General features: G+C 32.2%; 11 protein-coding genes. 5 read left to right on the forward strand and 6 right to left on the reverse strand.

The genetic code is table 11. The annotated features are described in order from the left end of the window. Positions 1-2 precede the first annotated feature (2 nt). The gene (gene folB, locus J8M14_RS08185) at positions 3-359 is read right to left on the reverse strand and encodes a dihydroneopterin aldolase (protein ID WP_211074104.1); all 357 of its coding nucleotides are present in this window, start codon (positions 357-359) and stop codon (positions 3-5) included. Between the two features lie 262 nt (positions 360-621). Between folB and J8M14_RS08190 the strand changes: the two genes are divergently transcribed. After that, on the forward strand, positions 622-2,664 hold the full coding sequence (locus tag J8M14_RS08190) for a glutamine--tRNA ligase/YqeY domain fusion protein (protein WP_211074105.1): 2,043 nt from the start codon (positions 622-624) through the stop codon (positions 2,662-2,664). Between the two features lie 61 nt (positions 2,665-2,725). Here the strand turns inward: J8M14_RS08190 and J8M14_RS08195 are convergent, their stop codons facing one another. The 5 genes from J8M14_RS08195 to J8M14_RS08215 all read right to left on the reverse strand — a co-directional run bounded on the left by J8M14_RS08195 (position 2,726) and on the right by J8M14_RS08215 (position 7,480). Then, entirely contained in the window at positions 2,726-3,235 is a 510-nt protein-coding gene (locus J8M14_RS08195; RefSeq protein ID WP_211074106.1) for an NTF2-like N-terminal transpeptidase domain-containing protein, read from the reverse strand. 276 nt (positions 3,236-3,511) lie between these two features. Next, the gene (locus tag J8M14_RS08200) at positions 3,512-4,462 is read right to left on the reverse strand and encodes an SPFH domain-containing protein (RefSeq protein ID WP_211074107.1); all 951 of its coding nucleotides are present in this window, start codon (positions 4,460-4,462) and stop codon (positions 3,512-3,514) included. Between the two features lie 63 nt (positions 4,463-4,525). Further along, positions 4,526-4,693 carry a DUF4177 domain-containing protein gene (locus J8M14_RS08205; RefSeq protein ID WP_211074108.1) on the reverse strand — a complete coding sequence of 56 codons (168 nt, stop codon included), beginning with the start codon at positions 4,691-4,693 and terminating at the stop codon, positions 4,526-4,528. Between the two features lie 131 nt (positions 4,694-4,824). Further along, positions 4,825-6,336 carry a glutamate--tRNA ligase gene (gltX, locus tag J8M14_RS08210; protein ID WP_211074109.1) on the reverse strand — a complete coding sequence of 504 codons (1,512 nt, stop codon included), beginning with the start codon at positions 6,334-6,336 and terminating at the stop codon, positions 4,825-4,827. Between the two features lie 91 nt (positions 6,337-6,427). Next, complete coding sequence (locus J8M14_RS08215) at positions 6,428-7,480, reverse strand: alkane 1-monooxygenase (protein WP_211074110.1); 1,053 nt, start codon at positions 7,478-7,480, stop codon at positions 6,428-6,430. A 101-nt stretch (positions 7,481-7,581) separates the two neighbouring features. On the opposite strand from J8M14_RS08215, the gene J8M14_RS08220 reads away from it, so the two are divergent. The 4 genes from J8M14_RS08220 (at position 7,582) to J8M14_RS08235 (ending at position 13,800) form a co-directional block, all read left to right on the forward strand. Beyond that, the gene (locus J8M14_RS08220; protein ID WP_211074111.1) at positions 7,582-10,950 is read left to right on the forward strand and encodes a DUF4175 family protein; all 3,369 of its coding nucleotides are present in this window, start codon (positions 7,582-7,584) and stop codon (positions 10,948-10,950) included. Continuing rightward, on the forward strand, positions 10,943-11,365 hold the full coding sequence (ybeY, locus tag J8M14_RS08225; protein WP_211074112.1) for an rRNA maturation RNase YbeY: 423 nt from the start codon (positions 10,943-10,945) through the stop codon (positions 11,363-11,365). The genes J8M14_RS08220 and ybeY overlap by 8 nt, the downstream gene beginning before the upstream one ends. 84 nt (positions 11,366-11,449) lie before the next feature. Then, positions 11,450-13,321 (forward strand): tRNA uridine-5-carboxymethylaminomethyl(34) synthesis enzyme MnmG, encoded by a 1,872-nt coding sequence (gene mnmG, locus J8M14_RS08230; protein ID WP_211074113.1) that lies wholly within the window; start codon positions 11,450-11,452, stop codon positions 13,319-13,321. Then, positions 13,321-13,800 carry a hypothetical protein gene (locus J8M14_RS08235; protein ID WP_211074114.1) on the forward strand — a complete coding sequence of 160 codons (480 nt, stop codon included), beginning with the start codon at positions 13,321-13,323 and terminating at the stop codon, positions 13,798-13,800. The genes mnmG and J8M14_RS08235 overlap by 1 nt, the downstream gene beginning before the upstream one ends. Positions 13,801-13,835: the final 35 nt, after the last annotated feature.

Raw genomic sequence — 13,835 nt, forward strand, 5'->3', positions numbered from 1 at the left:
AACTATCTTTTTTTAGTTCTTGTGATAGTTACTAATTCAACATTTCCTCCAATAGGAGGATTTATTTTAGAAACATCAATAGTAGCCTTTTCTACCATAGGTATTTCTTTCAATATACGAACTAATATTCTTTCTGCCACATGTTCTAATAATTTAGAACGAATTGCCATTTCTTCTTTTACAATAAAATTAAGATGAACATAATCCACAGTATCAGCTAGTTTATCTGTTTCAGCAGATGTGGTGAGATCCGCTTTAACCTTTAAATCTACACGATAATCAGATCCTATTTTCTTTTCCTCTACCAGGCAGCCATGATAAGCATAAACCTTGATATTCTTTAGTTTAACTAAACCCACAGAACTTTTTAGCAAAGGTAATAAGATTCTTTTGTATCTCTACAAAGGAAAAGAACCCATTTTTATGTATTTCAGTTAAAAAAGAATGTAATCCAAGGTTAGAATTTTAGTAGTTTTGTGTTTTAATAAAACTTTACTTTGAATATCTGTTTTTATAGATAGTTCAAAGTTATTAGTTGAATTAATCCCGCTGTAAAGAGGGGTTTTATTAATACAAGCAATAATTATAGATTGTTGTAGAAAATATAGTAGTTGTTAAAAGATGACAGAAGATAAAAAACCACTCAATTTTATTGAGCATATTATAGAAGAAGATCTTAAAAACGGAATGAATCCAAAAGATTTACGTTTTCGTTTTCCACCAGAACCTAACGGTTATCTACATATTGGTCATACTAAAGCTATTGGAATTAGTTTTGGACTGGGACTTTCTTATAATGCTCCGGTAAATTTACGTTTTGATGATACTAATCCGGCTAAAGAAGAACAGGAGTATGTAGATGCTATCAAGAAAGATATTGCATGGTTAGGTTATCAATGGGATCAGGAGTGTTATTCTTCTGATTATTTTCAGCAATTGTATGATTGGACAGTGCAGTTGATTAAAGATGGTAAAGCATATGTAGATTCTCAATCTGCTGAAGAAATTGCAGAACAGAAAGGAACGACTACAGAATCTGGTACCAATAGTCCTTATCGAGATAGATCAGTTGAGGAGAATTTAGATTTATTCGAAAGAATGAAAAGTGGTGAATTTGATGAAGGATCACACGTTGTTAGAGCCAAAATTGATATGTCAGATCCTAATATGTTGATGCGTGATCCATTGATGTATAGAATTCTTAAGAAATCACATCATAGAACAGGAGATGATTGGTGTATTTATCCCATGTATGATTGGACACATGGTGAAAGTGATTATATCGAAAACATTTCGCATTCATTGTGTTCTCTAGAATTCAAACCACATAGAAAGCTTTATGATTGGTTTTTGGATCAAGTATATAGTAAAGATATTAGACCTAAACAAAGGGAGTTTGCAAGGTTGAATCTTAGTTATACTATAATGAGTAAACGTAAGTTACTCAAGCTTGTAGAAGAAAATATTGTCTCCGGGTGGGATGACCCTAGAATGCCAACTATCTCTGGTTTAAGAAGGCGTGGATATACACCTGCTTCTATTAGAAAATTTGTAGAAACTGTTGGTGTAGCTAAACGAGAAAATGTAATAGATGTATCATTATTAGAATTTTGTGTTCGTGAAGATTTAAATAAAACAGCTCCAAGAGTCATGGCTGTTTTGAATCCAGTGAAATTGGTAATTACTAATTATCCTGAAGGAGAAGAAGAGTGGTTAGAAGCAGAGAATAACCCTGAGGATGATGCCGCTGGAAGTAGAAAAGTACCTTTTTCTAAAGAATTATACATCGAAAGAGAAGATTTTAAAGAAGAAGCGGGGAGTAAGTTCTTTAGACTTACTCTAGGTAAAGAAGTACGCCTTAAAAACGCTTATATCATCAAAGGAGAAAGTGTAGTTAAAGATACTGAAGGTAATATAACAGAAATTCATTGTACCTATGACCCAAAAAGTAGATCGGGTAGTGGTACAGAGGAGTCAAAACGTAATGTAAAAGGAACTTTGCATTGGGTTTCTGTTAAACATGCTATTCCTGCGGAAGTACGAATTTATGATCGTTTATTTAATGATGAAGCGCCTGATGGACATAAGGATAAAGATTTTATGGAATTTATTAATCCGGATTCCCTAAAGATAATTACAGGTTATATAGAGCCAAGTCTTAAGAATGTAAAACCATTAGAACAGTTTCAGTTTCAGAGATTAGGATATTTTAATGTGGATCTGGACAGTAAATCAGAGGCTTTGGTGTTTAATAAGACGGTGGGATTACGCGATACTTGGGCTAAAGTAAAACCCGCTTCAGTAAAACAAAACACTCAGAAACCACAACAAAAGCAACAACATACAGTTGCTCCAATAGATGAAATCAAAAGAGCAGGGAAGAAGTATACTAATGTACCTGATGATAAAAGAGAAGTGCTTAAAAAGAAGATTCAAGAAGCTGCAAAAAATGTTTCTATTGAAGATTTAGTGCCTTTATATGGAACAGCGGTAAAAAAAGCTGGAACTCGCGTAGCCACTATGATAGCATTGAGAATTGTTTTAGAAAAGAAAAACCTTCTACCGGATACTGCGGCAAAGGATTTTATTCTTAAAGGAAAAGAAGATACTAATGAATTATTAGTTGCAGAAGCATCAGCTTTAGTTAAAAAGTATAACATCTAAAAACAGAAAACCTACCATGTGTTGAAAACTTGGTAGGTTTTAAAAGTTTGTTGTTTAAAGATCAATTTTCAGGAATATGCTCATCTTCTGGGATTTGAATTTCGGTTTTGAAGTTTTTAAAAATCTTCTGGGTTTCGTCATCATTAAGAAGCTTATCTGATTCCACAAAATACCATAGTTCTTTCTTCTTATCATAGAAGCCAAAAAGAGAACTTTTTAAGGTTACTTTTCTTCCATTAAAGTTCATTCTAACAGTGTTTTTTACTAAACACCTATACTCTCTTTTTTCTTTTTTAATATCAGCAATTTCATCAACTTTTGAGCTAACAATTTTTATTTTTTGAGCTTTCCAACCACGATAAAGGTCTTCAATAGCTGCCTTTAGTTGTCTATCACCATATTCTTTTATGATATTAGGATGTGTATGTTTTATTAAAGTTTCATAATCTTCTTTTATGGATGCATTAGAAATTGCTTTTGCATCTCTTAAAGCAGATTTTTTTAATTCTTTAACATTTTGAGAAAATATACTTCCGGAAACTAGAAGTAAAATAAGTAGGTAATTTTTCATGACTAGTACTTGTAAAAATGTAATAATTTTTGTTATTGAAAATAATTATGGTTTTTAAATTAGTATAAGATTTTACTATTAAAAACTGCTTTTTGTAGTTGGTTCTAAAAGCTTTAAAAACTAAGTTAGTATAATTTATTTAATTCATTTATAAAAGTTTCTTAAAAAGCCTTAAAAACAGTTTTCAGTAAAAACTTACAAAGTTATAAGGTAAAGTATTACAAAACAAAAACCCGACCATATTTTGATCGGGTTACTAACGTAGAATATAAAAAATTATTCTTCAGTATCTGGTTTTTTTCTACCTAAACCTTTTTTTGCATTTTGTTTCTTCATTTCTTCACCAATTTGGTTGGAAGCTGTAAAAGATGCAATCATATTATTTAACATATCACTTCCTGCCTGTGGAGAATTCGGTAATAGAATTAAATTACTATTTGTTTCTTCACCAATAGATTGTAGTGTATCATAATGTTGTGTTACAACAATCAAGGCAGAAGCTTCCTGAGAATTGATACCCACATTGTTTAATACATCAACACTTTCTTCCAGACCTCTGGCAATTTCTCTTCGTTGATCTGCAATACCTTGACCCTGTAAACGTTTACTTTCTGCTTCGGCACGAGCTTTGGCAACTATTTTTATTCTTTCAGCTTCAGCTTCGTATTCAGCTGCTACCTTTTCACGTTCGGCTGCATTAATACGGTTCATAGCTTCTTTTACTTGTAAATCCGGATCTATATCAGTTACTAAGGTTTTGATAATATCATATCCATAATTTACCATAGCTTCGTTTAATTCTTGTTTTACGGCAATTGCAATATCGTCTTTTCTTTCGAAAACATCATCTAGTTTCATTTTAGGAACCTCTGCACGCACTACATCAAATACGTAAGAAGTAATCTGGTCGTGTGGATTTTCGAGCTTATAGAAGGCGTCATAGACTTTTTCTTTTATTACCTGGAATTGAACAGAGATCTTTAGGCGAACAAACACATCATCTTTTGTTTTAGTTTCAACCAGTACATCCAGCTGTTGAATTTTTAAATTAATACGACCGGCTATACGATCAAAAACTGGAATTTTAAAATGTAAACCAGAGTTACGAAAACTCAAGAATTTACCAAATCGTTCAACGACAGCTGATGTTTGTTGTTTTACTGTAAATATGCCAGATATTAGAATTATAAAACCGAAGATTATTAATGGAATAAGATAGAAGCCCATAGTTTTTTTAGATTATAAGTTAATAATAGAATGAATTTAATGATTAATTATAAATGATTGATGTTATTTTGAAATAGTTATCATGGCCACCATTGTGTTTGCTAGAAAAGAAATATCTACTAATTCCCAACCTTGTTTAGAAGCTTTGTTTAATGTTTCTTCAATATCTTTTCTGAGTTTTTCTGTTGACCAATGGTTACTGACTCGTATTACTTTAAATTGCTTTCCCATAGTTGTAGTTTTTGAAATGTGGTTACAATATGAGTATATGATTTTTTGAAAACGTTACATTATTATGTAAAATAGAAAAACCATTATTGAACTTTAATAATGGTTTTTCTATTTATAATATTGAATAGTATTTAGTTAATTTCAATAGCGTATTCAATCCTCCGTATGGTTTCTTCTTTACCAATTGTCGATGCAATTTCAAATAAATCAGGTCCTTGAAGGGAGCCAACTAAAGCTACACGTAGAGGCATCATAATTTTACCAAAACCAATTTCTTTTCCGGTGATCCATCCTTTCACAGTTTTAGAAACATTATCTGCGGAAAAGTCGCTAATATCAAATAATATTTTGGTTAATTCATGCATTAGATTAGCGGTGTCTTCTTTCCATGCTTTTTTGATAGCCTTTTCATTATATTCTGTTGGTGCTATGAAATAAAAATGACTCAGGTCCCAAAGATCTTTAGTGAAAACAGCTCTTTCTTTTACGGTATTTATAATGTTTTCAATGTTTAAAGTTGTTGATATATTTTGGTTAACTAATATTTTTTCAAAATCCTTAACTAAAACTTTACTATCTGTAGTTTGCAAATGTTGCTGTTGAAACCATTTGGTTTTTTCAGGATCAAATTTAGCCCCAGCTTTATTTACTCTTTTAAGATCAAACTCCTTTATTAATTCCTCAAGAGAAAATATTTCCTGTTCGGTTCCCGGGTTCCAACCTAAAAAAGCAAGCATATTAATTACAGCTTCTGGTAGGTATCCGTCTTCTCGATATCCGGGAGACACGTCTTGAGATTTAGGATCTGTCCATAGTAATGGAAATATTGGAAAACCACCTTTATCACCATCACGTTTACTTAATTTTCCTTTGCCAACCGGCTTTAGAATCAATGGTAAATGTGCAAAGCTTGGTGTTTCCCATCCAAGTGATTTATATAATAATACATGTAATGCAAGTGAAGGTAGCCATTCTTCACCACGAATTACATGGGTGATTTTCATTAAATGATCATCCACAATATTAGCTAAGTGATATGTTGGCATACCATCACTTTTAAATAAAATTTTATCATCTAGAATATTAGTGTCGATTTTTATATCACCTCTAATTTCATCTTTTAGATGAAGCGTTTCATCTTGTGGAGATTTAAAACGTATCACATAAGGTTCTCCTGAGTTAATTTTTACATTAATTTCTTTCTGAGAAAGTGTTAGGGAGTTGGATAGTTTTTCTCTGTTATGCCAATTATATATAAAGGTTTTTCCTTTGGCTTCGTGATCTTTTCTGTGGTTATCTAAAGACTCTGGAGTATCAAAAGCATAATATGCATGACCATCTTTGATTAACTGATCTGCATATTGTTTATAAAGGTGTTTTCTTTCACTTTGTCGATAAGGTCCAAAACCGCCATCTTTTTCAGGACCTTCATCATAAGGAATATGAAACCAATCTAAAGTTTCTTTGATATAATCTTCAGCCCCGGAAACATATCTGTTTTGATCAGTATCCTCGATTCTTAATATAAATTTACCGTTATTTTTTTTTGCAAAAAGGTAATTAAACAAAGCTGTTCTAACTCCACCAATGTGTAACGGACCGGTTGGACTAGGAGCAAACCGAACCCTGATATCTTTAGTCATGATTGTGTTTTTTAAACTCTAGATAAGTTTTATAAATCGTGGCAAAGATACAATCTAGAAATGTGCTATAGAAATGATTTGTATAGGATGATTATAAAGATTTTGCTATTTTTTTCATTTGGTCCGGAACTCTTTTGTTCATGATTTTAAACCATAATGGAGGAACAAGGGAGATAACCATGGAGGTAGGATACCCAAATGGCAATTGAGGGCTTTGATCATGATGATCTAGTATTTGATATTTTTTTGATGCTCGGTGATGGTGATCACTATGTCTTGTTAGTTCATATAACATAATTCTACCAATGGCATGATTAGAGTTCCAGGAATGAATTTCTCTTACCCTTTCATACCGCCCAGAAGATGTTTTTGCTCTGGCTAAACCATAATGTTCTATGTAATTTATAGTTTCTAGAAGTAGAAAACCAATAATCCCACTAAAAACAGCAACTTGTAATCCTAGTATGCCGAAGAAATAGGTAATCATTGCGAGATATAAAAATGTTATAACGTGATACCACAACATATCATTTTTTATGGAAATAAAAGATGATTTATGCTGTTTTAGAAGTTGACGTTGTATTTTCCAGGCACTTAGGTATTGTCCTATTGTAGATGTAAACCAGAATATATAGATAGGTTGATTATATTTTGCTGTAGCGGGATCTTCTTTAGTAGCTACTTTTAGATGATGACCATAGTTATGTTCCACGTAGAAATGCATGTAAAGAGAAGGTAGTAGTAATGCTTTTCCCATAAACCGCTCAAATGTTTGTCTATGACCTAATTCATGACCTACATTGATTCCATTAGTTCCAAACACGAGGCCTGTAGAGAATATAATCCCTATAATTTCATAAGTAGCTAAACTATAGTTTGTGACAGTGTATAAGGTGTAAAAAAGCACTCCATATACTAATGGTAAATTAAGGTACAACATCCAATTAAAAATCTTTTTTTTGTTTTTGGACTCTTTGTGTTCTTCGCTTAGGTTGTTGGTTTTGGATTCTGTAAAAAGTTCTATAATAGGTATAATTCCAAATGAATATAGAGGAGTTAAATAGGTATAAGTTCCTTGCAACCAAATACCTAAAATAGCAGTTATCGGTATAGTGTAAGCACAAAAATATTTTAGATCTTTCATAACAACTTAGAATATAGGGATTTGAATTATCATAAATATAACAAATCTGTAAGAAATAAAATTGTAGATTTATTGGTTAATGAAAATGTAGGGTTATTATTATGGAAAATTTTCAATTCATAAAGAGTAAGCTAGAACAGTTTATAAGAAAGTTTTATGTTAATGAACTAATAAAAGGGGCAATTCTTTTTTTAGCTATAGGGTTATTATATTTTTTACTGACATTGTTAATAGAGAATTTTCTTTGGTTAAATAGTACCGGTAGAACAATACTATTTTGGTCTTTTGTGTTGGTTGAAGTAGGTTTGTTTTTTCGGTTTATAGTTTTTCCAATTGCTAAGTTGTTTAAACTAACAAAAGGTATTGATTACGCTGATGCATCAACTATAATTGGTAATCATTTTCCTGAGGTTAATGATAAATTACTTAACTTATTACAATTAAGTGACAATAGCTCTTCTTCTGATTTACTACTTGCCAGTATCGAACAAAAGTCCACTCAACTAAAACCCATTCCTTTTAAGTTGGCTATAAATTTTACTAAAAATGTAAAATACCTTAAGTATGTAGCCATACCTCTGGGAATTTTGATGGTTTTGTTTGTTTTTAATAAAACAAGCTGGATATCAGATAGTTATACAAGAGTGGTTAATTATGGCGTTGCTTATGAACCGCCAGCACCATTTCAGTTTTTTATAGTTAATAAAGATCTTAATGCGTATGAAAACAAGGATTTTATACTTAAGGTGAGAACAACAGGGGATGTTATACCTGACAATGCTACAATTACCTTTAATGATGAAGTTTATTTTTTAAAAATGCTGGGTGCGGGAGAATTCGAATATACATTTATTCAGCCAAAGGAGTCATTGGATTTTGTTATTAGTTCCAATGATGTTTCTTCTACACCTTATAAACTTTCTGTAGTTCCAATTCCTGCATTACTCAATTTTGAAATGAAGTTGGATTATCCTAGTTACACTAGAAAAAAAGATGAGACTTTAATCAGTTCTGGTAATGCAACTATTCCTGAGGGAACAAAAGTTAGCTGGCTCGTTAATACAAGGAATACCGATAGAGTGGATATTAAAATAAAAGATTCGATTGTTTCCTTATCTAAGGATTCGGAAAGTTTTACTTATGACAAGATAGTGTATGCCAATATGGATTATGAACTGTCTACTTCTAATAAAAATGTTAAACATTATGACAACCTTTCTTTTAATCTTAACGTAATTAAAGACCAATATCCAGAGATGAATTTAAGGTCAGAGAAAGACAGTTTGGATAATCAAACCATCTATTTTTTAGGACGAGTTAGCGATGATTATGGTTTGACAAAATTGAGGTTGGTTTATTATAATTCAGAAAACCCTTCTGATATTAAGTTTAAAAATTTACCCTTAAACAAAGTTGAGTTTGATGAGTTTGTGTTTGCTTTTCCTTCTGGTTTAGACTTGGTTGATGGAGTAAATTATGAGTTTTATTTTGAGGTAAAAGACAATGATGTTATTCATAACTATAAAAGCACAAAGAGTCAGGTTTTTAATTTTAGAAAATTAACAAACGATGAAAGAGAGGATAAAAGGTTACAACAGCAAAATGAGGCAATATCTGGGTTGAATAAATCTTTAGATAAATTTAAGGAGCAAGAAAAAGAATTAAACAGTCTTAGTAAGTTACAGAAGGAGAAAAAAAGATTGGATTTTAATGATAAGAAGAAGTTGGACGATTATTTAAAACGTCAAAAGCAACAGGAAAAAATGATGCAGGATTTCTCTAAGAAACTAAAAGACAATTTGGATCAATTAGAAAATAAGGAAGAGGAAGAACCTTTTAAGGATGCGTTAAAAGAAAGGCTGGAAAGAAATGAAGAAAAGCTAAAGAAAAATGAAAAGCTTTTAGAAGAAATAGAGAAACTAGCTGATAAAATTAGGAAAGATGAATTAACCGAAAAACTAGAAGAATTAGCCAAGGAAAATAAAAACTTAAAGAAAAATTTAGACCAACTTTTAGAATTAACGAAGAGGTTTTATGTAATAGAAAAACATGAAAAACTGGCCGAAAAGCTAAATGACATGGCTGAAAAGCAGGAAGAACTATCTGAGAAAAATGACGAAGAAAACACCAAAGAAAAGCAAGATGAGTTAAACAAAGAGTTTGAGGATTTTCAAAAAGAAATGAATGAGTTGAGAAAGCAAAATGAAGATCTAAAAAAACCAATGAATCTTGATCAGAAGAAGGAAGATGAAAGTGATATTAAAAAAGAACAACAAAAAGCATCAGAAGAGCTAGAACAAGAAAATAAATCTGAGGCGAAAAAAAACCAAAAGAGTGCTGCTAAGAAAATGAAGCAAATGAGCAATAAGATGCAAATGCAAATGCAAGCGTCTGGTCAGGAGCAGCAGATGGAAGACATGGAAATGCTTAGACAAGTTCTGGATAATTTGGTGGATTTCTCTTTGGAGCAAGAAGGGTTGATGAAAGATTTTAAAGGAATGAATATTGATAACCCAATCTATTCTGCCAAGCTTAAAAGGCAAAGTGTGTTAAGGGAAAATTTTATTCATATAGATGATAGTCTTTATGCTTTAGCCTTAAGAACTCCTCAGATAACGGAGACGGTAACTCAGAAACTAACAGATATAGAATTTAATATTGATAAGTCGTTAGATAGATTAGCAGAGAATCAAGTGGTGCAGGGTTCAGCTAATCAGCAGTACACTATAACTGGGTCAAATGATTTAGCGTATTTGTTGAGTAGTGTTTTAAATCAAATGCAAAACAGCATGTCTTCGTCGGGAAAAGGGAAGTCAGGCAAGAATGAATTTCAATTACCCGATATTATTAAAAAGCAAGGGGAGTTAAATGAGAAGATGAAGGAAGGTAGCGAAAAAGGTAAGAAGAAAAGCGAAAAAGAAGGAGGCGAGAGTCAAGGACAGAAAGGAGAAAAGGAAGGTAAAGAAGGAAATAAGAAAGGAGAAGGAAAGAGTAATAAACAGGGTAAAGAAGGAAAAGAAGGAGAGGGTTCTGAACAACAAAGTGAAGATATCAATGGTGAGTTATATGAAATATATAAAGAACAACAACAGCTAAGAAAAGCTTTACAAGAAAAGATAAATGAGGACAAGAAAGGTAAGGGGAGTAAAGCTGGAGGAAATCTTTTAAGGAAAATGGAACAGGTAGAACAAGAGTTGTTAGATAAAGGATTTAATGAAAGAACGCTGGGTAAGATGCTTAACTTAAAACATGAACTATTGAAGTTAGAAGAAGCAACATTTGAACAAGGAGAGGAAGAAAGAAGGGAAAGCAAAACTAACCAAAAACAGTTTGAAAACGAAAATATAAAGACACTAGAGAGAGCTAAACAATATTTTAATACTACTGAAATATTAAACAGACAAGTATTACCTTTGCGGCAAAATTATAAACAAAAGGTACAGGAGTATTTTAAGAAAGATAATGATTAATTTTTATAGCGAGACATATTTCAAACTAACAAATAAGAATGCAGTTTCTTCATGGATAAGCAGAGTTATTGCGTCAGAAAAAAAATCGGAGGGAGAGATAAATTTCATCTTTTGTAACGATAAATACTTGCTAAAAATCAATCAGGATTTTTTAGACCATGACACCTATACTGATATTATTAGTTTCGATAATTCAATAGGAAATCAACTTAATGGTGATGTTTTTATTTCCGTTGAAAGAGTGTTTGATAATGCAAGAATTTATGAAACCGATAATGACGAAGAACTAAGAAGAGTTATAATTCATGGGGTGTTACATTTCTGTGGTTATAAAGACAAGTCTGAAGATGAAGCAAGACTTATGAGGCAAAAGGAAGAAGAAAAACTAACTATGTTCCACGTGGAACATAGTTAGTTTTTAATTAGAAAATTTGTTCCACGTGGAACAAATTTTGAGAAGAATATTTAGTGTTCCACGTGGAACAAACAGTGAGAAATTATGTTTGATAAGGAGTATGATGTTATAGTGGTTGGAGCAGGACATGCAGGAAGTGAAGCTGCTGCTGCTGCTGCAAATTTAGGTTGTAGCACCTTGCTGATTACCATGAATTTGCAAAACATTGCACAGATGAGTTGTAACCCTGCAATGGGGGGAATTGCAAAAGGACAGATTGTTCGAGAGATTGATGCCCTCGGAGGATATAGCGGAATTGTCAGTGATCGCACAGCGATTCAGTTTAAGATGTTGAATAAATCAAAGGGGCCTGCAATGTGGAGTCCAAGAGTGCAGAGTGATCGTATGCGTTTTGCAGAAGAATGGAGATTGCTTTTGGAACAAACTCCAAATCTTGATTTTTATCAAGAAATGGTGGGTGGGCTTTTGGTTGAGAATGGAGAGGTTAGAGGAGTGAGAACTTCACTAGGAATTGAGGTAAAAGGAAAGGCGGTTGTGCTGACAAACGGAACTTTTTTAAATGGATTGATTCACATAGGAGAGAAACAATTTGGTGGAGGAAGAGCAGGAGAAAGAGCTGCAACTGGAATAACAGAACAACTTGTTGATTTAGGTTTTGATTCAGGAAGAATGAAAACAGGTACACCTCCAAGGGTAGATGGTCGATCCTTAGATTATTCTAAAATGATAGAACAGCCAGGAGATGAAAGTCCGGAAAAGTTTAGTTATACAGATTTAACTAAACCATTAACTTCTCAAAGATCATGTCATATGACATACACATCTTCTGATGTGCATGATTTACTTCGCGAAGGATTTGATCGTTCTCCAATGTTTAATGGAAGAATTAAAAGCATTGGTCCTAGATATTGTCCTTCTATAGAAGATAAGATTAATCGTTTTGCTGATAAAGACAGACATCAGATTTTTGTAGAACCAGAAGGATGGAATACAGTGGAGGTTTATGTAAACGGATTTTCAACTTCATTACCAGAGGATGTTCAATTTAAGGCGTTGAGATCTGTAGCAGGTTTTGAGGGTGTAAAGTTTTTTAGACCAGGTTATGCGATTGAGTACGATTATTTTCCTCCTACACAATTAACCCATACATTGGAAACTAAATTGGTTTCTGGTTTGTTTTTTGCTGGACAAATTAATGGAACGACAGGATATGAAGAAGCGGCTTCTCAGGGGCTGATGGCAGGAATGAATGCAGCATTAAAAGTTAAGGAACAGGAGTCTTTTATTTTAAAAAGAAGCGAAGCTTATATTGGAGTTCTAATAGATGATCTAATTACGAAAGGAACAGAAGAGCCGTATAGAATGTTTACTTCTCGCGCAGAATATAGAACTTTATTAAGACAGGATAATGCGGATTTTAGATTAACGCCTAAAGCGCATAAAATTGGTTTAGCTTCGGATGATAGAATGAGAAGAATGGAAGAAAAGGAAAAGAAATCAAATGCTTTTGTCAAATTCTTTAAAGAAACAAGTGTTTCACCGGAGGAAGCAAATCCCGTTTTAGAAGATAAAAATTCTTCACCGATAAAACAAAGTGGAAAATTATTTAAGTTGTTTGCTCGACCACAAATTACTTTGGAAGACATAAAACATTTTGAAAAGATCTCTGCCTATATAGAAGAAAATAATTTAGATAAGGAAGTTTTAGAACAAACAGAAATTCAAGTAAAATATTCTGGATATATAGAAAAAGAAAAAAACAACGCTGATAAATTGAATAGATTAGAGGATATTAAAATACCTAAGAATTTTGATTACTCTAAATTAAAATCACTGTCTTTTGAAGCAAAGGAAAAAATGTCCAAAATAAAACCCGCTACGGTTTCTCAAGCATCAAGAATTAGTGGAGTATCTCCAAGTGATATTTCTGTGCTTTTAGTTTATATGGGTAGATAATGAAAGGTGTTATTTGTAAACAAGAAAGAGCTCTTAAAGGAAAAATTCTTTCTACAATTGTTTTGGTGTTTTCTGTTCTTTTTTTGTTTGCCGTTTCAGAACCTATTTTTGGCAGATTAGCTTTCTTTATTGTTTCACTTTTTGTGTTTGGTTTTTCGATATCTTTTAAAATTAATTCGGATTTTGATAATGAAAAACTGTTTTCAGTTTTTGGCATTCCATTGTTTAAAACAAAATTGAGTCTTGAATACCCGGACTATATTTCTGTATTTTCTACTTCTTTTAGTTTAGATAATGAATGGGGAGCAGTTTCTGCAATAGGAACCAAAGAAAGGCATGATAAAACTGTTGTTCGGTTTTTTACAGAAAACAGAAATTTTACGTTATATAAAACTAATACTTATCAAAAAGCATTAGACAAAGCGAATGAATTAAGCGGATTACTTAACGTAGAAATTCATGATGCAACAAAAGAATAGTTCCACGTGGAACATGATAAAATTATAAGTTTGTT

It is taken from the genome of Aquimarina sp. MMG016 (assembly GCF_018100805.1).
GTDB lineage: Bacteria > Bacteroidota > Bacteroidia > Flavobacteriales > Flavobacteriaceae > Aquimarina.

What these genes read in the sequence shown, in the direction of transcription:
- J8M14_RS08190 (WP_211074105.1), top strand. Translation starts at nt 622, where the DNA reads ATGACAGAAGATAAAAAACCACTCAATTTTATTGAGCATATTATAGAA.
- J8M14_RS08195 (WP_211074106.1), bottom strand. Translation starts at nt 3,235, where the DNA reads ATGAAAAATTACCTACTTATTTTACTTCTAGTTTCCGGAAGTATATTT.
- J8M14_RS08200 (WP_211074107.1), bottom strand. Translation starts at nt 4,462, where the DNA reads ATGGGCTTCTATCTTATTCCATTAATAATCTTCGGTTTTATAATTCTA.
- J8M14_RS08205 (WP_211074108.1), bottom strand. Translation starts at nt 4,693, where the DNA reads ATGGGAAAGCAATTTAAAGTAATACGAGTCAGTAACCATTGGTCAACA.
- gltX (WP_211074109.1), bottom strand. Translation starts at nt 6,336, where the DNA reads ATGACTAAAGATATCAGGGTTCGGTTTGCTCCTAGTCCAACCGGTCCG.
- J8M14_RS08215 (WP_211074110.1), bottom strand. Translation starts at nt 7,480, where the DNA reads ATGAAAGATCTAAAATATTTTTGTGCTTACACTATACCGATAACTGCT.
- J8M14_RS08220 (WP_211074111.1), top strand. Translation starts at nt 7,582, where the DNA reads ATGGAAAATTTTCAATTCATAAAGAGTAAGCTAGAACAGTTTATAAGA.
- ybeY (WP_211074112.1), top strand. Translation starts at nt 10,943, where the DNA reads ATGATTAATTTTTATAGCGAGACATATTTCAAACTAACAAATAAGAAT.
- mnmG (WP_211074113.1), top strand. Translation starts at nt 11,450, where the DNA reads ATGTTTGATAAGGAGTATGATGTTATAGTGGTTGGAGCAGGACATGCA.
- J8M14_RS08235 (WP_211074114.1), top strand. Translation starts at nt 13,321, where the DNA reads ATGAAAGGTGTTATTTGTAAACAAGAAAGAGCTCTTAAAGGAAAAATT.